This is a genomic window from Mesorhizobium sp. CO1-1-8, assembly GCF_020164875.1.
Taxonomy (GTDB): Bacteria; Pseudomonadota; Alphaproteobacteria; order Rhizobiales; family Rhizobiaceae; genus Mesorhizobium.
This window is the reverse complement of record NZ_JAIUGZ010000012.1, coordinates 114,126-137,174: the sequence shown is the minus strand read 5'-3', so window position 1 is coordinate 137,174 and position 23,049 is coordinate 114,126. Positions and strand designations below refer to the sequence as shown.

Sequence of the window (23,049 nt, the reverse complement as noted above, 5' to 3'; positions counted from 1 at the left end):
GAAGCGGACAAAGACGCTTCCTATCCTCTGAACTGTCCGAAGCATGAGAGAAAGGAACATCTTTATGCGAAGCAGACTTCTTGCGCTCGGCCTGTTTTCCGTCGCCGCAATTCACCCCGCGCTGGCAGCGCAGCCCGATCCCGGCGCCGGACCTGGCGAGCCGCCACCTGCCATTGCCATGCAGGATGGACCCGACCATGGCCCGATGGCCGGACCCGGCCCGCACGGGCCGATGCGGCATGGTCCGCAGGGCTTTGGCCCGCGAGGTTTTGGATCGGAAGGCTTCGGCCCCCGCCGCATGGGTCCGCCGCCGGAATTCATGCTGGCCGCCCGGCTCGCCGCGCTGGAGACCCGCGTTGGCATCCGCACCGAACAACTCGACGCCTGGCGCGACTATACCAGCGCGCTGCAGGCGGTGCTTTCGCCGTCAGGTCCCGACCTCGGCCCAGGTGGCTCCGGCGGTCCTGAAGCGAAGGGTCCCGACGCGGCGGGTCCCGGCGGCAAGCTCGATCCCTTCGCGTTCCAGGAAAAGCTGGCGGACGACGTTACCGCCCGTGCGGTTTCGGCCGGCAGACTGAAGGAGGCGATCGTTGAACTGCGCGCCAGGCTGACGCCCGAGCAACTCGAAATCCTCGCTTCGGCGGAACGTCCCCATGGATCACCCCCCGGTCCCTGGGGCGGCCCGCCGAACGATGCAGCCGGCCCCAGAGGCCTGCCCAACGATGGCAGGCAGCTCCCGCCCCAGCCCGGGAACGACTGATAACTCTGACCGACTGCACCGGCCGGCCCGGTACCCAACCCGTTCTCGGGCCGGCCGGTTCTCTAGAGGGATGGCGGGCGTTTCTCCGCCATCCCTCGTTTCAATCACGTCCAGTTCGAACCATGCAATGGAAGCACGACAATGTGGGAAGCCATGATCATGCTGCGGCTGCTCGCGTCCGCCAGCCCGAGGCTCTCGTTCGGGCCTGCCGGGCGAGGCATGCCGCTGGCCCTGCCGGTCGACACGCTGAAGGGCGCGATCCGCCTGAACTTCGCCGCCTGGCGGCTGTCGCTTCCGCTCTCACCAAATGACCACGCAGATCATGACCGCAAGATCGCGTGAACCTCGGGACCGCGCAGGACTCTGGATCGCGCAGGACTCGGGCAAGACGCTTGGCATGTCCTCGCTGATCGGCATAATGATGTTGGTGGGCATCGCGGCCAGCTACTCGACCTTCGAGCAGCTCCGGCCGCCGAGAAGGAGCGCGACATGAGCCGCTTCGAAGCATTGCTCGTCGCCGCCCGCAGACCGGCGCGGCCCACCGTCAAGATATTGGTCGGCATTCTTCGACCAAGCGGTCGATTGCCCGCGCACGCAACTCCAGCGAAAGATCATTCAGTCCATGTCTATCCAGTCTATCCCGTCTCCGCAGCCGCCACGCCGTCTGGCGCCCTGGGTCGCGATGTTCGCCGCCGCCACCTTTTTGCTGGCGGCCTGCTCGCAGGAGAGCAGCGCCCCCGCCGGTATGGGCGCGCCCGGCAAACCGGAAGTCGGCGTCGTCACCTTGCATCCGCAATCTGTGGCGATCACGGCCGAACTGTCGGGACGCACGGCGGCCTCGCTGGTTGCCGAGGTGCGCCCGCAAGTGAACGGCATCATCCAGCAGCGCCTGTTCAAGGAGGGCAGCGAGGTGGCGGCTGGACAGCCGCTCTACCTCATCGATCCGGCGAGCTACAAGGCATCCTATGACAGCGCGGTCGCCGCACAGCAGAAGGCACAAGCGGCGGTGCCCACGGCGCAGGCCAAGTTCGACCGCTATGCCGGTCTGTTGAAGCAGAACGTTGTTTCCAAACAGGATTATGACGATGCCGCCGCCACGCTGGCGCAGGCGCAAGCCGATGTCGCGTCGGCCAAGGCCAGCGCCGAGACGGCGCGCATCAGCCTCGACCGCACCTCGATCACAGCGCCGATCGCCGGCCGCATCGACAAGTCCACGTTGACGCCCGGCGCGTTGGTCACCGCCAACCAGGACACTGTGCTGACCACCATCCGTTCGCTCGATCCGATCAATGTCGACGTCACGCAATCGAGCACCAACCTGCTCAATTTGCGCCAGGCCATCTCGGAAGGGCGGCTGAAGTTCAGCGGCCCCAATGTCAGCGTCAAGCTGAAGCTCGAGAACGGCACCATCTACACGCAGACCGGCAAGCTGGAATTCGCCGGCGCCAATGTCGACCAGACCACCGGCACCTTCGCGCTGCGGGCCGAATTCCCCAATCCCGACCGCCTGCTTTTGCCCGGCATGTATGTGCGGGCGCTGGTCGAGGAGGGCGTCGCCCAGAACAGCTTCCTGGTGCCGCAGCGCGCCGTCAGCCGCAACACCAAGGGCGAGGCGACGGCCATGGTCATCAATGCGCAGGGCAAGGTCGAGACGCGGGTGCTCACTGTCCGCAACAGCGTCGGCAACAACTGGCTGGTGGATTCTGGTGTCGGCGACGGCGACCGTGTCATCGTCGAGGGCATGCAATTGGTGCGCCCCGGCGGCGACGCAACGGGCGTCGAAGTGACGATCGACGAGACGACCGGCGAGGTCAAGGATCGCGGGCAGGGCACGTCCGCCGCACCGGCCGCGTCCACCGCTACCAAACCGGCGCCTGCCGCCGCGACCGGGAACTGAGCGATGTCCGTATTCTTCATCAACCGGCCGATCTTCGCCTGGGTGATCGCCATCGTGATCATGCTGGGCGGGCTTCTGGCGCTCACCTCGCTGCCGATCTCGCAATATCCGCAGATCGCGCCGACCACGGTCAACATCAGCGCCACCTATCCGGGCGCCGACGCGCAGACCGTCGAGAACTCGGTGACCAAGGTCATCGAGCAAGGCATGACCGGCATCGACAATCTCGACTACATGACGGCGACGTCGACCTCGACCGGGTCGGCCTCGATCACGCTGACCTTCACCACATCAGCCGATCCCGATACAGCCCAGGTGCAGACGCAAAACAAGCTGCAGCTGGTGCAGTCCCAACTGCCGCAGGTGGTGCAGAGCAACGGCATCACCGTCTCCAAATCCTCGACCGGCTTCCTGATGGTCATCGGCTTCGTCTCGACCGACGGCAAGATGAACTCGACCGATCTCGCCGACTATGTCGATGCCACCGTCAACGACACGCTGAAGCGGGTCGAGGGTGTCGGCTCGACGCAGCTGTTCGGCTCCGGCTATGCCATGCGCATCTGGCTCGACCCCGACAAGCTCGCCAAATACGCCTTGATGCCGAGCGACGTTGCCTCGGCGATCGAGGCGCAGAACACGCAGGTTTCAGCCGGCCAGCTCGGCGGCCTGCCGGCGCGCAAGGGTCAGCAGCTCAACGCCACTGTGACGGCCAAGAGCCGGCTGCAGACCGCCGAACAGTTCCGCAACATCATCCTGAAGAGCCAGACGGACGGCTCGCTGGTACGCCTCAACGACGTCGCCACGGTCGAACTCGGCGCCGAACGCTACACGACGCAGGCCAATTACAACGGCAAGCCGGCGGCCGGCGTCGCCGTCAATTTGGCGACCGGCGCAAACGCCATCAACACCGCCGAGGCGGTGCGCTCGACGATCGCCCGGCTGAGCTCGACCTTCCCGCAAGGCGTCGAGGTCGTCTATCCCTACGACACTTCGCCCTTCGTGCGGCTGTCGATCGAGGAGGTGGTCAAGACGCTGGCCGAAGCGATCGTGCTGGTGTTCCTGGTGATGTTCATCTTCCTGCAGAATTTGCGCGCCACCATCATCCCGACAATCGCCGTGCCGGTGGTGCTGCTCGGCACGTTCGGCGTGCTGTCGCTGTTCGGCTATTCCGTCAACACGCTGACCATGTTCGCCATGGTGCTCGCCATCGGCCTCTTGGTCGACGACGCCATCGTCGTGGTCGAGAATGTGGAACGCGTGATGCAAGAGGAAGGCCTGTCGCCGAAGGAGGCGACGCGCAAGTCGATGCACGAAATCACCGGCGCGCTGATCGGCATCGCCACCGTGCTTTCGGCCGTGTTCGTGCCGATGGCTTTCTTCGGCGGTTCGACCGGCATCATCTACCGGCAGTTTTCGGTGACCATCGTCTCGGCGATGGTGCTGTCCGTGCTGGTCGCCCTTGTGCTGACGCCCGCACTTTGCGCCACCATCCTGCGGCCGCCCAAGGACCATGCGACGCAGACCGGTCCGTTCGGCTGGTTCAACCGTGTCTTCGACCGCGGTACGCTTGCCTATCGTGACGGCTCGCATGGCATCATCAACCGGTCCTGGCGCTTCCTCGTCGTGTTCCTTGCCATCGTCGTTGCCGTGGGCTGGATGTTTGCCCGGCTGCCGAGTTCGTTCCTGCCGGAAGAGGACCAGGGCATCCTGATCACCAGCGTGCAGCTGCCGGTCGGCGCGACCCAGGACCGCACCGAGCGCGTGCTGGCAGAAGTGACCGACCACTATCTCAACCAGGAGAAGGACGTCGTCGACGGGGTGTTCACCGCTTCCGGCTTCGGCTTCGGCGGCGCCGGGCAGAATGTCGGCATCGCCTTCGTGCGGCTGAAGGATTTCGACCTGCGCAAATCGCCGGCTTCGGCCGCACAGGCCATCGCCGGCCGCGCGATGGGCGCGTTTTCGAAGATCAGGGACGCGCAGGTCTTCGCGCTTGCGCCTCCCGCCATCCAGGGCTTCGGCAACACCAATGGCTTCGACTTCTACCTGCAGGACGTCAACGGCGCCGGCCATGACGCGCTGATCCAGACGCGCAACCAGCTTCTGGCCCTGGCCGGGCAGAGCAAGCTGCTCGCCAACACAAGGCCCAACGGCCAGGAAGACCAGCCGCAATTCTCGGTCGACATCGACCAGGAAAAGGCCAGCGCGCTGGGCGTCAGCCTGGCCGACATCAACAACACGCTGTCGACCGCCTGGGGCAGCGACTACGTCAACGACTTCATCGATCGCGGGCGGGTGAAACCGGTCTATCTGCAGTCGGACCCGAACTTCCGCATGCAGCCCGAAGACCTGGACAAATGGCAGGTCCGCAACGCCAGCGGGGCGATGGTGCCGTTCTCGGCCTTCGCCTCCAGCCACTGGACATTCGGCTCGCCCAGGCTGGAGCGCTACAATGGTTCGGCGGCGGTCGAGATCCAGGGCTCGGCGGCCACGGGCGTCAGTTCGGGCGCCGCCATGGACGAGATCGACAAGCTCGTCGCGCAACTGCCCGCCGGCTATTCGCACGAATGGACCGGGCTGTCGTACCAGGAGAAGCTTTCCGGCAACCAGGCGCTGTCGCTCTATGCGATCTCGGCACTTGTGGTGTTCCTGTGCCTGGCAGCACTTTATGAGAGCTGGTCGATCCCGTTCGCGGTCATGCTGTCGGTGCCGATCGGCATCTTCGGCGCGCTGCTGGCGGCAAGCCTGTTCGGCCAGTCCAACGACGTCTATTTCAAGGTCGGCCTGCTGACCACGATCGGTCTTGCCGCCAAGAACGCCATCCTCATCGTCGAGTTCGCCATCGAGCGGCAGACCGCCGGGATGGGGCTTGTCGAAGCGACGCTGGAGGCGGCGCGACAAAGGCTGCGGCCGATCCTGATGACGTCGCTGGCCTTTATCCTCGGTGTGTTGCCGCTGGCGATTGCGAGCGGCGCCGGCTCGGGCGCGCAGAACTCGGTCGGCATCGGCGTGATGGGCGGCATGATCGCGGCGACCGTGATCGGCGTGTTCCTGGTGCCGCTATTGTTCGTCACGGTTCGACGCATCTTCAAGGGCAGGGCGGCCAAACCAGATACGGGCGAGACGCCGGTGACGGCCAACCAGCAATAGGGAAAACTTCACATGACAGGTTTGGAACGTGGCTCGGTGGCCGCGGGGCGGCTTCTTGCGCCTATGATTACCGCTGTCCTGCTCGCGGGATGCGCCGCTCATCGCCGATGCGGCGCGTGAAAATGCCGCCTCCAGCTTTGGTGATGGCGGGCGCGTCGCTTGGCTGATATTGATGACGTCCACGCATAGTACAGGCGCCATAGATGACATCCGATCCACAGAAGGCCGAAGCGGTCGGGCAGTTGCTCGAAACGCCGGACCTTGCCAGCGCGCTGGAGAGCGAACAGTTCAAGAAGTTCCTCGATCAGGTGCCGATCGCCATTGCGGTCTCGGACCTGGGTTCGAAGGAGCGTGTCGTCTATGCCAACCCGGAATTCGAGAGGCTGTCCGGCCTCAAGGCGGCGACGCTCGCCGAGAAGCACTGGGCGGCGCTTTCCGGCACCGGCCTGCACAATCAGAAGGACCGGGCGCTCTCCGAGGCCGTGATAGCGGAGACCGATTTCGTCGGCACGTTCCGGCTGGAGCGGACGGAAGACCAACCGGCGATCGTCGACGTCTATTCCAACGTCATCGAGGACGACCATGGCAAGGCCTGCTTCCGGCTGGTGGCGCTGGTCGACGTCTCGGCCCATGGCGAAACGGAGGATGCGCGTTCGATCGATGAGCGCATCCGCGAGAAGGACACGCTGCTGCGCGAACTGCAGCACCGGGTGAAGAACAATCTGCAGATGATCACCGCGCTGATCCGGATGGAGACGCGCAACGCGGCCGAGCCGGACCAGAAGCGTTTCGAGAGGCTGGCGGGGCGCGTCGACGCGCTGGCCATCCTCTACCAGACGCTGTCTGGGGACGACGACAAGGATGAGGTCGATCTTGGCGTCTATCTCAGCCAGATCGCATCGGCGGTGATGAACTCGCACGCTGTCGAGGGCATCCGCCTCGATATGAAGGTCGATACCTATCCAGTGTCGATCAATGTCGCCATGCCGACCGGGCTGGTGGTGAATGAACTTTTGACCAATGCGCTCAAACATGCCTTCCAGGGACGCGACGGCGGCACGATCACTCTGCACAGCATCGTTGACGGCGATGGCTGCCGCATCGTGATCGCCGATAACGGCATCGGTCTGCCGGAGGGCGAGACCTGGCCCAAGAGCGGCAAGCTCGGCGCGCTGATCGCCCGTTCACTGACAGAGAATGCCAAGGCGGAATTCGACGTCAATTCGAGCGCCGGCGAGGGCACGAGGGTCACCATCGTCTTCAAGCGCTCGGCTGCCGCCGCCTAAAGCGTATCGTCGTCGTTGCGCTCTCGCACCTAGAGGATCATCTCCAGCTATTCCTTGCGCCTGCGGCAATGAACGCTTCGCGGCCCGGAAGGCTCATAGCGGGCCTGCAGTCCTTGCCCTAGCAGCCAGTTGCCGCTGCCTCACGACAGGCCGGCCGGTTCGCCCTATCTCCATGCGCCGGTCGGGTTTGGACCCGGCGGTATGGAGGATGGGATCGCGTGACATCGACGCCAATTGCCGGTCGCGAAGCGGCGCCCTTGCCGGTCGCGGCACTGATGGGCGCCATGGTGTCGATCCAGATCGGCGCCACCTTCGCCAAGGGCCTGTTCCCGCTGATCGGAGCGCAAGGCACAACGACGCTGCGGCTGGTCATCGGCGCGCTGATGCTGATCGCGGTGCTGCGGCCCTGGCAGATGCGGCCCTCGCGCGCCACTGTGCCATGGCTTGTCGGCTATGGGGTGACGCTTTGCGCGCTCAACCTCCTGTTCTACGCAGCGCTGGCCAGGATTCCGCTTGGCATCGCGGTGGCGCTGGAGTTTACCGGCCCGCTTCTGGTGGCGACCTTGAGTTCGCGGCGCGCCAGCGACTTTGCCTGGATCGCGCTGGCGGTGGCCGGCATCCTGCTGTTGTCGCCCTTCATTCATTCGCTCGCGCCGCTTGATCCGATCGGGGTGATGCTGGCGCTGGCGGCTGGCGGCTTCTGGGCGCTTTATATCGTGCTTGCCCAGAAGGCCGGCGCGGAGCTTGGTACCCGCACTACCGCCTACGGCATGGCCATCGCCGCGGTGCTGGTGCTGCCCTTCGGCGTGGCGCAGGCGGGAACCGCGCTGCTGGCGCCGTCGATCCTGGTCAGCGCGCTGCTGGTCGGCCTGTTCTCCAGCGCGTTGCCATTCTTCCTGGAGATGGTGGCGCTGACCCGCATGCCGGCGCGTATCTACGGAACGCTGACCTGCCTGGAGCCGGGGCTTGGTGCACTGGCCGGCTTCCTGTTCCTGCATGAAAGCCTGACCGTAACGCAATGCACCGGGATCGCCGCCGTTGTTGTCGCCGCCTTCGGCACGGCGCTGACATCACGGCCGCCGGTGCCATCGCCGGAGTAGGGCGCGGCGCAGTAGGGTAGGACGGATGTGCGGGATACCGAAACGCATGTCGATCTCCAGACGCAGGATAACCGGGTCGGGCTCAGCTACAAGTTCTGACGTTGAAGCTGCTGATCTCCCCCCTCGAGGGGGAGATGGCCGGCGAGCCAGAGGGGGTCCGTCCGACCGGATGCAACCTCCTGAGGCGAATGAAGTTAGCGCTCTACGCGCGGCGACCCCCTCTGTCGCCTTCGGCGACATCTCCCCCTCGAGGGGGGAGATCAAAACCGAGGTCACTTTTGGGCGACATGCATTGGCGCCAGCTATCCGGCCCTTCGCTGCCGCTCCCTGCCTTCGGGCGTTCAGCCTCTTAAAAAGGTCCACTGGACATTTTGATCCGCCCGAAGGCGGACCGGGCCTTCACCGTTCGTCGTTCGGGAAGCGAAGCTTGGCTTCCCGCCCGCTTCCCGGAGCACTGCTCACCCCAGCAGGTCCTCGATGCGGATCGGGAAGCGCCGGGGCCGCACGCCGGTTGCATGCCAGACCGCATTGGCCACGGCGCCGGCCGTGCCGGTGATGCCGATTTCGCCAACACCCTTGATGCCGAGCGCGTTGACGTAAGGGTCGTCCTCGTGCACCAGCAGCGCCTCGACCGACGGAACGTCGGCATTCACCGGGACATGATATTCGGCGAGGTTGGCATTCTGGATCCGGCCAGAGCGCCGGTCGGTGATGGCTTCCTCATGCAGCGCGAACGAGACGCCCCAGATCATGCCGCCATAATACTGGCTGCGCACCAGCCTGGGATTGATAACCCGCCCGGCGGCGAACGCGCCGACCAGCCTTGTGACGCGGATCTGGCCGAAATCCGGATCGACCTTCACCTCGGCGAACACGGCGCCATGCGCATGCTTGGCATAGGTTTCCTGGGATGCCGGGTCGGGAGCGCCTCTGCCATGGCCCTCGATCTCGGTGAGGCCCGCGCGCGTGAGGATCTCGGCATAGCTTTCACCGCGGCTTTCATCGTCGCGCCGATAGAGGCGGCCGCCCCGCGCCAGCACGCCTTCATTGCCGGCGCCGTAGAGCGGTGAGTGCTCGTCACCGGTGGCGAGATCGGCGAGCCTGGCGATGACGGCGGCGCCGGCATTGTGGATCGCCATGCCGGCCGTCGCCGTGTGGCCGGAGCCGCCGGCGATGCCTGCATTGGGCAGATCGGAACTGCCGGCCCTGAAATCGACCTGGTCGATATCCAGTCCCAGTCCGTCGGCTGCGATCTGGGCGAAGGCGGTCCAGGCGCCTTGCCCCATGTCCTGCGCGCCGGTCTCCATCACGCCGCTGCCGTCGCTTCTCAGCACGGCGCGGGCCTCGGCCTGGAACATCAGGGCCGGAAAGGTCGCCGTGCCCATGCCCCAGCCGGTGAGGAAGCCGTCACTGTCCCGCATCTGGCGCGGCGCCAACGATCGGCCCATCCAGCCGAACCGAACGGCAGCCTGCGTGTAGCATTCGCGCAGCGCCTTGGAGGAAAACGGCTTGCCGGTCATCGGTTCGACCTCGGCATAGTTGCGCAGCCGGAATTCCAGCGGGTCCATGCCGCAGGCGTGAGCCGCCTCGTCGATAGCGCTCTCCAGCGCGATCGAGCCGGTGGCTTCGCCGGGTGCCCGCATGAACAGCGGCGTACCGGTATCGAGGCGTACCGCATCGTGCGAGGTGGCGATGGCCGGGCTGGCATAGAGCGTGTGTGAGGCATCCGCCGCCGGTTCGAAGAAATCGTCGAACGTGCTCGACGCAGTCTTGGTGTGATGGTCGAGTGCCGTCAGCCGCCCTTCGCCATCCATGCCCATGCGCAGCGTCTGGCGCGTCGGCGCACGATGGCCGACCGGCCCGTACATCTGCTCACGCCGCAGCACCAGCTTGACCGGACGGCCGACGAGACGCGCCGCCAGGATGCCGAGTATCTGCGGCCCGGAGATCATGCCTTTCGAGCCAAAGCCGCCACCCAGGAACGGGCTGCGGATGTGGACGTTTTCCGGCGCGATGCCGAACAGGCCGGCGATGCGGCCCTGCGCCATGGCGAGGCCCTGGCTCGGTGTGTCGATCGACAGTGTGTCGCCATCCCAGGCGACGACGATCGCATGCGGCTCCATGGCGTTGTGGTACTGGGCGGGGGTCTCGTAGGTGGCTTCGATCCGTGTCTTTGCCGATTTGAGGCCGGCCTCGACATCGCCCTTGTGCTGCACCGCCGGACCGCCGACGCCGACAGCACGCGGCACGAAGCTTTCAGCGCCGTCGAGGCCAACGCGCGCCGGCAGCACTTCATAGCGCGGCGACAGCAGTGCTGCCCCCTCGGTCGCCGCTTCCAGCGTCTCGGCGATCACCACGGCGATGCTCTGGCTGGGGTAGCGGACCTGATCGTTTTGTAGCAGGTCGAGCCGGAACATGAAGGGATGGTCCTTGGCGTCCGGATCGGCGGCGAGCGCCGGCCGGTTCAACGGCGTCATCACCTCGACCACGCCATGGTGTGCCTTGGCCGCCTCGACATCCAGCGCGGCAACGCGGCCGCGTGCGATGCTGGAGACAGCGAGCACGGCGTAGAGCATGCCGGGCGGATGGTTGTCGGCGGCATAGCGCGCGGCTCCGGTGACTTTCAGAAGGCCGTCGCGGCGGGTCAGCGGCTGGCCGATGCTGGAGCCCTGCCGGGCATGGGCGGGTTGCTGGTTGAGGCTGAGTTCAAGCGTCACGGCGCGCTCCGGGAATGTTCGAGAACGGGGAGGCAGGAAGAGCTGGCAGACGCTCGGGCGTTCCCGAAAGCGCAGACATCAGCGCCCTGACCACGATGCGGCGGGCAAGCTCGATCTTGAAGGCATTGTCGCCGGAGGGGCTGGCATCGGCCAAGGCAGCGTCCGCGGCGCTGGCGAAGGTCGCCTCGCTGGCGTCCGCGCCAAGCAGGACGGCTTCCGCCGTTCGTGCCCGCCACGGCTTGGCCGCGACGCCGCCCAGCGCCAGCCTTGCGGCGCGGATCTTGCCGCCGTCAACGACGAGCACCGCCGCGGCCGATACGACGGCGAAGGCATAGGAGGTGCGTTCGCGGACCTTCAGGTAGCGGGCATTGGCGGAGAAGGAGGCAGCCTCCGCCGGAAGCCGTACGGCCACGATCAGGTCGCCGGGCTCCAGCGCATTCTCCCGCTGCGGCGTTTCGCCGGGAAGCCGGTGGAATTCCTCCAGCGTGACATGGCGCCGGCCCTTCTTGCCTTCGATCTCGACCACCGCGTCGAGCGCCACCAGCGGCACGCAGAAATCCGACGGATGGGTGGCGATGCAGGCGTCGCTCCAGCCGAGCACCGCGTGCAGGCGGTTTTCTCCGCCCAGCGCGTCGCAGCCAGCGCCTGGCTCGCGCCTGTTGCAGGCGCTGGCGGTGTCGTAGAAATAGCTGCAGCGCGTGCGCTGCAACAAATTGCCGCCGACGGTGGCGGCGTTGCGAAGCTGCGCCGAAGCGCCCGACAGCAGCGCCTCGGCAACCGCCGGATAGGATTGCGCGAACCCCGGATCGTAGGCAAGGTCGGCATTACGGACCAGCGCACCGATGCGCAGGCCACCATCGTCCAGCCGTTCGATGCGGCTGAGCTCCGGCAGCCGAGAGATGTCGACGATACGCTCGGGACTGGTGATGCCGCCTTTCATCAGGTCGAGCAGATTGGTGCCGCCGGCGAGATAGGCTGAGCCCGGCTCGGCTGCCGCGGCGATGGCGTCGGGGATGGTGGCGGACCTGATGTAGTCGAAGTCTCTCATGCCGCGGTCCTCCGGTCTGCTTTGACAAGCTGTTGCTGGGCTTCCAGGACGGCCTCGACGATGCCGCCATAGGCCGCGCAGCGGCATATGTTGCCGCTCAGCCCCTCACGGATGCGTTCGGGATCGTCGCCGGCCTGTCCCTCGGCGATCAGGCCGAGCGTGCTCATGATCTGACCGGGCGTGCAGAACCCGCACTGGAAGCCGTCATGGGCGATGAAGGCGGCCTGCACCGGATGCAGCTCCTCGCCGTGGGCGACGCCTTCAATGGTCAAGACATTGGCGCCGTCATGGCTGACCGCCAGCGCCAAGCAGGAATTGATACGCTTGCCGTCGACCAGCACCGTGCAGGCGCCGCACTGGCCGCGATCGCAGCCCTTCTTGGTACCCGTGAGATCGAGCCGCTCGCGCAGCAGGTCGAGCAGGGTTACGCGCGGATCGACCTCCAGTTCGTGTCGGTGTCCGTTGATGGTGAGGGTGATGGGAAGGCTGGTCATGGGCGTCTGGCTCCAGTTGCTTGACGCGGATGGGATTGAACTGGTGCCTTGCCGCAGAGGGCAAGGTAACCGTTCGGTCAGGTCTTGATGGCGAAAGCGGGGATGGCAGAGGATCTCCCGCGAGGCAGGTCGGCAGGGGAGATGTCGGCTTGCGTGTTCGAAAGACGTGACATACCGGTTCCCCTGATTATATGATAAAGGTGCTCCACTAAAACGGAGGCGCCTCCGTTTATTACGTGGTGGCTGACCCGGCCGGGTTCAAGCCCCCTGACACGATGTGGACAAAAAATTGGCCGGCGAGCCGTCCGCCATTGCTGAACAGAAGGCCGAGGCCGCAGACGCAAAGCCGCTGCGCGCCGATGCGCGGCGCAACCGCGACCGGCTGGTCGAGGTGGCGGTGTCAGTCTTTGCCGAACGCGGCATCGATGGCTCGCTGGAGGAGATCGCGCGCCGCGCCGGCGTCGGCATCGGCACGCTCTACCGGCATTTCCCGACGCGCGAGCATCTGGTCGAGGTGGTCTATCGTCGTGAGGTGGAGGCGCTGTGCGCGGCCGCCGGCGAGCTTGCCCAAAAACATCCGTCCGATGTCGCGCTGGAACAGTGGATGCAGCGCTTCGTCGACTACATCGCCACCAAGCGCGGCCTGGCGACCAGCCTGCGCATTGTGCTCACCACCAACTCGACGCTGTTTTCCGACACGTTCGGCCGGGTGACACAAGCCTTGCGACGCCTGGTCGAGGCGGCGGTGGCCGATGGCACCATCCGCGGCGACGTCGACGCTTCCGATGTGCTGCACGCGCTGGGCGGCATCTATTCAGCGCCCGACACCCCCGAATGGCGCGACCGCTCGCGCCGGCTGGTCAAGCTGTTGATGGACGGGTTGCGGTTCGGAGCTGTAAAGGCACAATGAGGCGACGAGATTCCGGCCGTGAAAAACCACATCTGTCGATAAGTTGAGGGGACCCGATGTATGTAGGCCGTTCCTACAAACTGATCGATTTCGCGCTGTGGTCGCGGCGCAGCGTCATCTACATGGTGGCGGTGAGCGGACTGGCCGTGGCGGCCTACCGTCTTCCAGGCATCGCCGGGTTTTCGGTGCCGTGGTCGGTGGTGCTAGTGCTTGGCACCACCGTGTCACTCGTTGCCGGGTTCAAGAATTCGCAGGTGTTCACCCGCAGCAGCGACGCGCTGCAGGCTTTTACGCAAATTACGGCCAGCAGCCGGTTGTGGTCCAATTTCTGCAGGGATTTCCTCGATGCGCCGACGGCCAAGCAGCTTATCTACCGCCACATCGCCTGGATGACGGCATTGCGTTTTTCTCTGCGTCGGCCGATGCCATGGGAATCCATGGCACGGGCCGCCAATATCGAATATCGGCGGCGCTATCGTATCCATGAGGATGCGAGCTCGGTCGCCAACGAATTGCGTCCGCTGCTCGCCGAACAGGCCGAGGACGTCCTGAAATCGCCTCAGCCGGCGATCACCCTGCTCGAACTGCAATCTGTCCAGGTCAATGCGCTGTTCAAGGACACAAAGCTCCCTCCCCAGATCTACGGCGAACTGACCAAGCTGATCCGCGATTTCCATGACCAGCAGGCGCGCTGCGATCGCATCAAGAACAATCCATATCCCCGGCAATACGCCATCATCAGTTCGATGTTCGTGATGATCTTCTGCACGCTGTTGCCGTTCGGGGTCGTTCCCGTCTTTGCCGATATGGGCAAACTGGGTGGCGCGCTCGGGTCGGTCGCGATCTGGCTGACGATCCCGTTCAGCACGCTGCTGGGCTGGGCCTACATGTCCCTCGACCAGGTCGGCGAAAGCAGCGCCAACCCGTTCGAAGGCAACGCCAACGACGTTCCGATCTCGCAGATATGCCGCGACATCGAGATCGAGCTGCGCAGCGGGCTCGGCGAGGCCGACCTTCCCAACCCGCTGCTGCCGGTCAACGACATCGCGACTTAGGCAGAATCACGACGAAGGCACGGACCCGATTGAACTGGGAATCTCAGCGGCCAGCGGGCTGGAACAGCTCGACCAGATTTCCGGAAGGGTCCATCAACAGGATTTGCGATCCGCCGGGGCGTGTCACGATATCGTTGCGGAACGACACTCCGGCGGCGCGCAGGCGAGACACCTCGGCCGATATGTCCTCGACGAGAAGGTGAATGCGATTCCAGCCACCAGGCCGCGGTTGTTCGCCGTCGGGCATCGGCCGTCCGGCGGAGCTGGTCGGCCCGCTGAGCAAGAGCCGCAACGACCCGCGCTTGACGTCCGCGAAGGCGGGCGCATGCTCAGAGAGAAGCGAAAAGCCGAGATGTTTGCCATACCATTCGATGGCCGCCTCGACATCGTCGACCATGTAGCGCACATTGACCGTGGTTTCCGACATGTCTGCCTCCCGAAGTAGGAGCCGCCGGGCCAGGGTGAAACGCTCGGCGTTTTCCATGGGTGTGACGCTTGTCAGTCAAGCGAATCGTTAGAGCGGTCATAGTTAGAGCAGCTCGACATTACCGCCAGGTGTGAATTGCGTTGCCAACGCACATCAAAATCGGCGTGCATGTCACGGATGTTTTGAGGGCTGCTGGCGCCTCGGGAAGCGCTCAAACTTCAAGGCAGACCTTGCAGAAATGCCTTTGGGATTCGTAATGCGCGAAGGCGGTGGCGATGTCCTGCAGCGGAAAATGGCGGTCTATGACGGGCTTCAGCCTGATAGTCTCTATCGCGCGGATCATATCCTCCTGGTCCGCCCGGCTGCCGATGGAAATGCCGCTGATGCGGATCTGGTTGGAAAACAGGGCGGGGATAGACACTTCCGCCGCAAAGCCGGTCAGGACGCCGACCAGGGCGATGTGCCCGCCCGTGCGGCAGGCGGTAATCGACTGCGCCAGCGTGGCTGGTCCGCCGACCTCGATCACGTGATCGACACCGCGTCCGCCCGTTAGATCCCTGGCCTTGCGACCCCAGTCCGGGACGGATTTGTAGTTGATGACGGCGTCGGCTCCGAGGCGCTTGAGCCGCTCCAGCTTCTGATCGTCGGATGAGGTGGCGATGACCCTGGCGCCGGCGGCTTTGGCGAATTGCAGCGCAAACAGCGATACACTGCCCGAACCGAGGACCAGCACCGCGTCGCCCGGCTTCACCTTGCCGCACACAACCAGGCCGCGCCAAGCCGTAACACCGGTGCAGGTGAGCGACGCCGCCTCGACATGCGTATAGCCTGCCGGTGCCCTGGTGAAAGCGTGCGCCGGCATGCAGACATACTCGCTGGCGAAGCCGTCGAAACTGTCTCCCGGAATATCGCGCCGGGTGCAGGGCGTCATGTCGCCGCCCAGCCACCAGGGATAGAAGACGCTGACGACGCTGTCTCCGGGCTTGAGTGCATCGACACCGTCGCCGAGGGCAATCACTTCGCCGGCGCCGTCGGAGAGCGGAACGCGGCCGTCGGCGAGAGGCATCTTGCCTTGCACGGCAAAGTCGTCGCGCATGTTCAATGCGCAGGCCCGGATCCTGACCAGCACCTCCCCCGGCCCTGGCTGGGGCGGATCCTCCTCGACCAGGTCGAGATTGCCCAAGCCGCCGGGCGCTCTCAGCCTGACCAGTCTCATTGTCTTCTCCGATGTGTGAGCTGTTTGAAATTGGAACGGCGCGCTGCGCCTAGCGGGCCTGCCGGCCGGAAATTACCCGCAGCCAGGGCGCCAGATGGAAGGCGCTCATCAGGAGATACATCGCGGCCATGCCCGTGAGGGGCGAGGCGTCGGTGCCCATGCACTGCATGGCCGCGTCGCCGCTGAAGATGCAGGTGAGCAGCGCCATCACGGCGAAGGTCGGTGCCGCGGCAAGGCAAAGCCAGTCGGCCAGCCCGAGGGTGGTTGCTTCCGGGATCGTGCTGCCAGCACCTGTGTGGATATCGCTCATCGCCTTAATCCTCGATGATTATGCCAGCCACGACAGGTTCCGGGTGGGGAGAGGAACCCAAGCTGGACAACCGTTACTGCTCGCCCTTGTCGCGGAATGCAGCCTCGCCGGCAGCAGACACTTCTTCCCATTTCTTGTCGGCCCCGGCGTCGTAATTGTCGTGCCAGTTCCACCAGGAGTAGAGCGGGGTCTGCGGATAGCCTTCGGGCGAATCCTCCCAAATTTCCTGGCGGCCGAGCGGCGTCGCGTCGAGATAGCTCCAGACGGTGCCCATCGCCTCGTCGCCGCGGCTGTTGATGAGATAGGTGCGGAAGATGCGGTCGCCGTCACGGATGAAGACGTTGTGGCCGTGCCATTCGTCGACACCGAAGTCCTTGTCGAAACTGTCAGTGATTGTGTACCAGGGCATCTCCCAGCCCATGCGCTGCTTCAGCCGCGCGATGTCGGCCTGCGGGGCACGCGAAGCGTAGGCAAGCGTGGTGTTGCGGGCGTTGAGATGGGCGAGGTGGCCGACCTGGTCGGCGCCCAGCGAACAGCCCCGGCAGGCGTGATCGGGCCAGCCATGCACGCCGGGCTCGAAGAAGGCGCGATAGACGATCAGCTGGCGGCGGCCTTCGAACAGATCGAGGAGGCTCGCCCTGCCGTTCGGCCCCTCGAACACATAGGCCTTGTCGACTTCCATCCACGGCATGCGCCGGCGCTCGGCGGCCAATGCGTCCTTGGCGCGCAGCGTTGCCTTTTCCTTCACCAGCATCTGTTCGCGGGCGGCTTCCCAGTCCTGCCTCGAAACGATCGGCGGGGTCTTCATTGCGATGTGCTTGGTCATTGGTCGTCTCCTTTGCCAGTCTGTTGTCGCTTGCTGTCCGCCAGAATAGGGCGATGAAGCGCGAGGGTGGGAGTTACAAGTGTGACGGGATTTGCAGGAACCGGCCCGTCGCAGCAGGGGTGGCGCATCCTCTCGGTGCCTTCGATCGGGTGGAGAGGAGTGTCGGTTGGCATTGTCGGTTCTCCCTTGGCGTGCCGCGCGTTGCCGCTAGAGTTGGCCGAAGCGGCTTGCCGGTTGACGGTACGGATTTAAGTTAGGGCGGGCAGCGCCGAGCTGGGAGTTACAAGTGTGACGGGATTTGAATGGACTCGCTGATCACCGCTGCGGCGCTGGCGCTGGCCGGGGGCGACCCGCTCGGCGCGCTGGATCGCGTCGCGTTGCGCGAAGACCCGCCGGCGCTGGCGCTGCGCGGCATTGCCATGGCGCAGCTTGGTGATCTCGATCGCGCCAAGGCGCTGCTGCGGCGTGCCGCGCGTGGCTTCGGCCCGAGAGAGGCGGTGGCGCGCGCCAGATGCGTCGTTGCCGAGGCCGAGATCGCGCTGGTCTCACGGGATCTCGGCTGGCCGGCCAAGGCTTTGGACGCGGCGCGGGCGACGCTGGAAAAGCATGGCGACCGGCTGAACGCAGCGCATGCCGGCCACCTCAAAGTGCGCCGCCTGCTATTGATCGGCCGTCTCGACGAGGCCGAAGACGTGCTGGCCGGGCTCGATCCGATGCCGCTTCCGCCGGCCTCGCGCGCCGCCCACGAGCTCGCCGTCGCCGGCATCGCGATGCGGCGCCTGAAAACGAAGCCGGCGCGCAGGGCGTTGGAGTGGGCACGCCACGCCGCCCGCCAGGCACGTATTGCGGGGCTCATCGCTGAAGTCGACCGCGCATTCCTGGCGCTGGACACGCCGGCGGCGCGGCTGATCGCCGGTGGTGAGCAACGGCCCCTGCTGCTCGAGGACGTCGAGGCGCTGCAGGCGTCGCCGGCGCTGCTGATCGACAGCTTCCGCTACGTCGTGCGCCAACAGGAGAAAACGGTCTCGCTGGCAACGCGCCCGGTGCTGTTTGCGCTGGCCCGTAGGCTCGCCGAAGCGTGGCCAAACGATGTGTCGAGGGCGAGGCTGATCGCTGAAGCCTTCGGCGGCAGGCACGCCGATGAATCGCACCGGGCGCGGCTGCGGGTCGAGATCGGCCGGCTGCGCACCGAACTGCGAGGATTGGCCGACATCGGCGCGACCAGCCAGGGCTTCGCGGTGGCGCCGCGCCACGCACGCGAGGTGCTGGTGCTGGCGCGGCCGATCGAGGAGCGGCACGCGGCGGTGCTGGCTTTCCTTGCCGACGGTGAATCCTGGGCGAGTTCGGCGCTGGCGCTGGCGCTTGGCACCGGCCAACGCAGCGTGCAGCGGGCGCTGGAGCAGCTTGGCGAGGCCGGCAAGGTGCAGTTTTTCGGGCACGGCCGGGCGCGCCGCTGGATGACGCCGCCGGTGGCGGGATTCACGACCACCTTGTTACTCCCGGCGCCGCTGCCGAACGATTAGAAAGGCGGGACGATATGGTTGAGGATCAAGACATGAAACATTCAGCGGCTGAAATCCTGCGCGAATATGGACCCTTTCGTGATGTCGAGAGGGTGCACGGGGTGAGTTTTGACGGCAACAATGTCTGGTTTGCCTCGGGTGAGAAGCTGAGCGCCTTCGATCCGGAGAGCGGGCAGGCGCTGCGCTCGATCGATGTCGCGGCACATGCCGGGACCGCTTGGGACGGCCAGCATTTCTTCCAGCTTGCCAACGACCTGATACAGAAGATCGATCCTGGTACGGGCCAGGTTCTGGCGACCATTCCGGCGCCGGGCGGCGGAGGCGATTCCGGGCTCACCTGGGCCGAAGGGACGCTTTGGGTGGGGCAGTACCGCGAGCGCAAGATCCACCAGATCGACCCGGAGACCGGGGCGATCCTGCGCACCATCGAATCCAACCGTTTCGTCACCGGAGTGACATGGATCGAGGGCGAGCTGTGGCACGCCACCTGGGAAGGCGACCAGAGCGATCTGCGCCGCGTCGACCCGAAATCAGGCAAGGTTCTGGAGAAGCTCGACATGCCGGCCGGCATGGGCGTGTCGGGGCTTGAATCCGATGGCGGCGACCGCCTCTACTGTGGCAGCACATCCGCCGGGGTGGTGCGGGCGGTGCGCCGGCCTCGGTGAGGCTGACGCCTGACCGAGGCCACACTTGCAAGTGCACTTCGCTCGGCAATTTGTTCGCTGCCGGCTGGCCGTTGCCCCTTGTCGGACCTAGATAGGCTGTGCGCCGGGCGGACGCCCGGCCCAGCTTTCAAAGGATCCCCCCCATGCCTGAACAGCCCACTATGCCCGAACAGATTGCATTGAATGACGGCTCCGCCATTCCCCAACTCGGCCTCGGTGTGTGGCAGGTCGACCAGGACATCACCGCCGACGTGGTGGGTTGGGGCATCGAGGCCGGCTATCGCCTGATCGACACCGCCGAAGGCTATCAAAACGAGGAAGGGGTCGGAGAGGCGATCCGCAGCGCCGGCGTACCGCGCGGCGAGCTGTTCATCACCTCGAAACTGCGCAACGGCGCGCACCAGCGCGATGCGGCTTTGCGCGCCTTCGACGAGACGATGGAGAAGCTCGGCGTTGAACAGATCGACCTGTTCCTGATCCACTGGCCTGTGCCCAGCCAGGACAAATACGTCGAGGCCTGGAAGACGCTGGTCGAACTCCGGCAGGCCGGCCGCATCAAGTCGATCGGCGTTTCGAACTTCAACCAGGACCATCTGGAGCGGATCATCGCGGAAACCGGCGTGACGCCCGTCGTCAACCAGATCGAGCTGCATCCCCAGTTCCAGCAGCGCGGTGTCAGGGACTTTCATGCCAAGCACGGCATCCGGATCGAAAGCTGGAGCCCGTTGGGCAGCGGCCGGCTGCTCGGCGATTCGACCATTGCAGGCATCGCCAAAAAACATGGCAAGTCCGTCGCCCAGGCGATCATCCGCTGGCATCTCCAGGAGGGGCTGATCGTCATTCCAAAGTCGATCCGCAGGGATCGCATCGCCGCCAATTTCGATGTCTTCGATTTCGAACTGGATGCGCAGGACCTGCAGACGATCCGTGGCATGGATTCGCCCGAAGGCCGCACCGGGCCCAACCCCGCGACGGCCGCGTTCCTGTTCTGACCCGGCACGGCACGACTTGTGCCGGCCCGAGAATTGGCGGGTCCGCCACGGCAGGACAGATATGACGGTGTCGTTGGATGGCGTCAGCCAGCCGGGTGACTGACAGCGAAAAGCTGCAAGCTGCCGGGAAGCCCGGCAAGCTCGATCTCGCCATGCTCTTCAAAGATCAGGCCCGATCCGACCACCAGATCGCGAACCGTCCGCGATGCAACGATCGCGGCCGGCTCGACCTGTTCGAGCAGGCGCGATGTCAGCTCGATGGCGATACCGGCGAAATCATCGCCGCGCTTTTCGCATTCGCCGATATGGACCGCCGCGCGGATCTGAAGACCGGATCTGCCCAGTCGGCGACGGATCGCCATGGCGCATTGAATGGCTCGCGTCGGCCGCCGAAACACTGCGAGAAACGCATTCCCGCTGCGCTCGATTTCGGTGCCTTCCGCGAGGTGCACTTCGTTGCGGATCTCGTCGTCATGCCGCCGCATCCGGTCCCGCCATGTCTGGGCGACGGTGCCCGCCGGGGCCGGACCTACGATCTGCATCGACAGCACCGTCACAAGCACGTGCTCGCCTGGCGTCGCGGGCAGGGCGCCGGTTACAAAGGCCTCGATCTCGTCAACCAGGCCATCCGAATTCTGTCCCCAGATGGCATGATCGTCCCCTTCGAGTTCTAGATATCTGGCGCCTACGATACGTTTTGCGAGGTACTGTCCTTCTTCCCGCTTTATCCAGCGATCGCCGCTCCTCTGGATGATCAGCGTCGGAACATGAATCGCGGGAAGGATATCACGGACGTCGATCTCGGTGTTCCAGCGCCACAGCGAGATCGCATCGGCGGGCGAGGCCGAATTGCGCAGGAAAGTCGCGAACCATTGCCGCTCGAACGCGTCGTTCATCAGGCTGGGCGCCGCGCTGGTGAGATCCGCCGGCTCTCCCCAATCTCGCTCGATGGCGGCCAGCTCTTCCTCCACCTGTTCCCGGCTCTTTGCCCAGGGGTAGTCCTTTGCCCATATGCCCTTGGCAAAGGAGCCGTGCAGCACAAGTGCCGCCGTCCGCGCCGGATAGGTCGCCGCAAACAGCATGCACATGTTGCCGCCTTCCGAACTGCCGAACAGAACGGTATGCTTGGAGCCGGCCGCATCCAGGACGGCTCGCACGTCTTCCATCCGCTCCTCGAGCGTTTGGAATCCGGCATTGCGATCGGACAGTCCCGTCCCTCGCTTGTCCATGCGGATCAGGCGCGAGAAGGTGCCAAGACGCTGGAACAAATGCACCACTCTCGGCGATGTCCAGTGAACGTCGAGATTGGAAACCCAGCCGGGGACATAGATCATGTCGACCGGACCGCCGCCGGTCACCTGATAGGCGATGTTGCTTCCCGCCGATTTGACGTAGTGGGTCGGTGGTCGGATGGGCTGGCCCGAGACATCCGGGCGCTCGTCACCTTGGGCCGGCAAGGATCGCGATGCATCCGGCCGCGAAGCCGAACCACCGGCTGCTCGAGTGGCGGCGTCCGATGTCATACGGCGTGCCCTGAGGTCTTCGTAAAGCTTGCGGGTCTCCGGTTCGGGCTGCAGAGCCAACTGCCGCCGCAGGGCATCGCGGCAGCGCTCATACTGCTTCAGCGCGAGGTTGAAGCGGCCCTGGGCGGCATAGATACGCATCAAAGCTCGGTGGATGTCCTCCCGCAGCGGCTCCCAAGCCAGCAGGCGCGTCGCGGCCCGCACGCCTGATGCCAGGCCTTTGGTCGTGGAATAGTGCGCGACGAGCTTTTCCAGCACCGCGATTGCCGTCGTCCTCAGCCGTTCGCGCTCCACCCTGAGCCAGTCCTCGAACGGCTCCTCCTTCAGGCCGAAGCCTTCGAGCAGGTCGCCACGATAGACAGCGAGAGCCTGCTCGAGATGCTGCGGCGAGGAGCCGGCGGCCAGTGCCTCGAACCGCGCGACATCGACATCAAGACCATTCAGGTCGAGGGTGATGCTGTCGCCGTCGGTCATCAACCTGCCGCCGCCGGGTGCGTGCATCGCCTTCCTGACGGCGGACAGAGCCTGTCGCAGGTTCGTACGCGCCTGGGAGTCGCTGTTGGTGCCCCACAGCAGTGCGGCGAGCTTCTCGCGTGACTGCGAATGTCCCGATTGCAAGGCGAGATAAGCCACCATGGCGCGCGCCTTACGGCCGAAAACCGGCACCGCCACGGTATCATCGGCAAAGTCAAAACCACCGAGCAGACAGAGCTGTGCCATCGGATCCGCCAAAGCTTACTGGCGATCCTCTCGCGAACCCGCCCCCATTTCAACGGTGATTCTGCCCAGCACGGCGCTTTTCACGAATCCGTCACGCTTGTTCCAACGCGCTTCTCACGGCGCTGGAGGACGCTATCCCCAGGCAACCGCTGCCTCAGGAGGACACCATGCTGCACCCAAGCTCGACCGGATGGTCCATCCGGCATGACGATCCCTGGGAAAATCCGCAACCCGGCAGCGTTGCGCCGCTGCGTCACGATCTTGCACTCGCTTCGTATCTCGAGAGGCAGCGAGCCTGGCGGGCATCGACGGTCCATCGGCTCGGTCCCCGGACCATCGCGATCCGCTTGCACGCGCTGATCGCGCGTGCCGGGCGCGCATTCTCCCACCATCGGCGACGGAGCGACCTGGCCAGGGCTGGACGCAGGCACTA

Annotated in this window: 19 protein-coding genes; 11 read left to right on the top strand and 8 right to left on the bottom strand. The window is 65.3% G+C overall.

The window, feature by feature from the left end; all coding sequences use genetic code 11:
* Positions 1 to 64 precede the first annotated feature (64 nt).
* The 6 genes from LB558_RS22910 (at position 65) to LB558_RS22885 (ending at position 8,190) form a co-directional block, all read left to right on the top strand.
* Positions 65 to 760 (top strand): hypothetical protein, encoded by a 696-nt coding sequence (locus LB558_RS22910; RefSeq protein ID WP_224699615.1) that lies wholly within the window; start codon positions 65 to 67, stop codon positions 758 to 760.
* Positions 761 to 901: 141 nt separating this feature from the next.
* A complete protein-coding gene (locus LB558_RS22905; RefSeq protein ID WP_127255703.1) occupies positions 902 to 1,102 on the top strand; it encodes a hypothetical protein in 201 nt (66 codons plus the stop codon).
* A 280-nt stretch (positions 1,103 to 1,382) separates the two neighbouring features.
* Positions 1,383 to 2,657: an efflux RND transporter periplasmic adaptor subunit gene (locus LB558_RS22900; protein ID WP_318011659.1), complete on the top strand. Its 1,275-nt coding sequence runs from the start codon at positions 1,383 to 1,385 to the stop codon at positions 2,655 to 2,657.
* Positions 2,658 to 2,660: 3 nt separating this feature from the next.
* Positions 2,661 to 5,804: an efflux RND transporter permease subunit gene (locus LB558_RS22895; RefSeq protein ID WP_224699614.1), complete on the top strand. Its 3,144-nt coding sequence runs from the start codon at positions 2,661 to 2,663 to the stop codon at positions 5,802 to 5,804.
* A 203-nt stretch (positions 5,805 to 6,007) separates the two neighbouring features.
* Positions 6,008 to 7,090 (top strand): sensor histidine kinase, encoded by a 1,083-nt coding sequence (locus LB558_RS22890; protein ID WP_224699613.1) that lies wholly within the window; start codon positions 6,008 to 6,010, stop codon positions 7,088 to 7,090.
* 218 nt (positions 7,091 to 7,308) lie between these two features.
* Entirely contained in the window at positions 7,309 to 8,190 is an 882-nt protein-coding gene (locus LB558_RS22885) for an EamA family transporter (protein WP_224699612.1), read from the top strand.
* A gap of 458 nt (positions 8,191 to 8,648) precedes the next feature.
* On the opposite strand, the gene LB558_RS22880 is transcribed toward LB558_RS22885, so the two are convergent.
* The 3 genes from LB558_RS22880 to LB558_RS22870 are packed head-to-tail and all read right to left on the bottom strand — an operon-like array spanning position 8,649 to position 12,449.
* Complete coding sequence (locus tag LB558_RS22880; protein WP_224699611.1) at positions 8,649 to 10,907, bottom strand: xanthine dehydrogenase family protein molybdopterin-binding subunit; 2,259 nt, start codon at positions 10,905 to 10,907, stop codon at positions 8,649 to 8,651.
* On the bottom strand, positions 10,897 to 11,955 hold the full coding sequence (locus LB558_RS22875) for an FAD binding domain-containing protein (RefSeq protein ID WP_224699610.1): 1,059 nt from the start codon (positions 11,953 to 11,955) through the stop codon (positions 10,897 to 10,899). Before LB558_RS22875 ends, LB558_RS22880 begins: the two co-directional genes overlap by 11 nt.
* On the bottom strand, positions 11,952 to 12,449 hold the full coding sequence (locus LB558_RS22870; RefSeq protein WP_224699609.1) for a (2Fe-2S)-binding protein: 498 nt from the start codon (positions 12,447 to 12,449) through the stop codon (positions 11,952 to 11,954). The genes LB558_RS22875 and LB558_RS22870 overlap by 4 nt, the downstream gene beginning before the upstream one ends.
* Positions 12,450 to 12,738: 289 nt before the next feature.
* On the opposite strand from LB558_RS22870, the gene LB558_RS22865 reads away from it, so the two are divergent.
* Positions 12,739 to 13,359, top strand: coding sequence for a TetR/AcrR family transcriptional regulator (locus tag LB558_RS22865; RefSeq protein WP_224699608.1), 621 nt, complete (start codon positions 12,739 to 12,741; stop codon positions 13,357 to 13,359).
* 56 nt (positions 13,360 to 13,415) lie between these two features.
* On the top strand, positions 13,416 to 14,414 hold the full coding sequence (locus LB558_RS22860; protein ID WP_224699607.1) for a bestrophin family protein: 999 nt from the start codon (positions 13,416 to 13,418) through the stop codon (positions 14,412 to 14,414).
* A gap of 43 nt (positions 14,415 to 14,457) precedes the next feature.
* Here LB558_RS22860 and LB558_RS22855 read toward each other — a convergent pair whose 3' ends face one another.
* The 4 genes from LB558_RS22855 to LB558_RS22840 form a co-directional block, all read right to left on the bottom strand.
* Complete coding sequence (locus tag LB558_RS22855) at positions 14,458 to 14,841, bottom strand: VOC family protein (RefSeq protein ID WP_224699606.1); 384 nt, start codon at positions 14,839 to 14,841, stop codon at positions 14,458 to 14,460.
* A 211-nt stretch (positions 14,842 to 15,052) separates the two neighbouring features.
* The gene (locus LB558_RS22850; protein ID WP_224699605.1) at positions 15,053 to 16,057 is read right to left on the bottom strand and encodes a zinc-dependent alcohol dehydrogenase family protein; all 1,005 of its coding nucleotides are present in this window, start codon (positions 16,055 to 16,057) and stop codon (positions 15,053 to 15,055) included.
* A 49-nt stretch (positions 16,058 to 16,106) separates the two neighbouring features.
* The gene (locus tag LB558_RS22845) at positions 16,107 to 16,367 is read right to left on the bottom strand and encodes a hypothetical protein (protein WP_224699604.1); all 261 of its coding nucleotides are present in this window, start codon (positions 16,365 to 16,367) and stop codon (positions 16,107 to 16,109) included.
* Positions 16,368 to 16,440: 73 nt separating this feature from the next.
* A complete protein-coding gene (locus LB558_RS22840) occupies positions 16,441 to 17,193 on the bottom strand; it encodes a DUF899 domain-containing protein (protein ID WP_224699603.1) in 753 nt (250 codons plus the stop codon).
* Positions 17,194 to 17,495: 302 nt separating this feature from the next.
* Here LB558_RS22840 and LB558_RS22835 point away from each other — a divergent pair, with 302 nt between their 5' ends.
* From LB558_RS22835 to LB558_RS22825, 3 genes are all read left to right on the top strand, one after another.
* Positions 17,496 to 18,716, top strand: coding sequence for a helix-turn-helix domain-containing protein (locus tag LB558_RS22835; protein WP_224699602.1), 1,221 nt, complete (start codon positions 17,496 to 17,498; stop codon positions 18,714 to 18,716).
* A gap of 32 nt (positions 18,717 to 18,748) precedes the next feature.
* On the top strand, positions 18,749 to 19,381 hold the full coding sequence (locus LB558_RS22830) for a PQQ-binding-like beta-propeller repeat protein (RefSeq protein ID WP_224699601.1): 633 nt from the start codon (positions 18,749 to 18,751) through the stop codon (positions 19,379 to 19,381).
* A 143-nt stretch (positions 19,382 to 19,524) separates the two neighbouring features.
* Positions 19,525 to 20,373 (top strand): aldo/keto reductase, encoded by an 849-nt coding sequence (locus tag LB558_RS22825; protein ID WP_224699600.1) that lies wholly within the window; start codon positions 19,525 to 19,527, stop codon positions 20,371 to 20,373.
* An 83-nt stretch (positions 20,374 to 20,456) separates the two neighbouring features.
* Here LB558_RS22825 and LB558_RS22820 read toward each other — a convergent pair whose 3' ends face one another.
* Positions 20,457 to 22,616 carry an alpha/beta fold hydrolase gene (locus tag LB558_RS22820; protein WP_224699599.1) on the bottom strand — a complete coding sequence of 720 codons (2,160 nt, stop codon included), beginning with the start codon at positions 22,614 to 22,616 and terminating at the stop codon, positions 20,457 to 20,459.
* Positions 22,617 to 23,049: the final 433 nt, after the last annotated feature.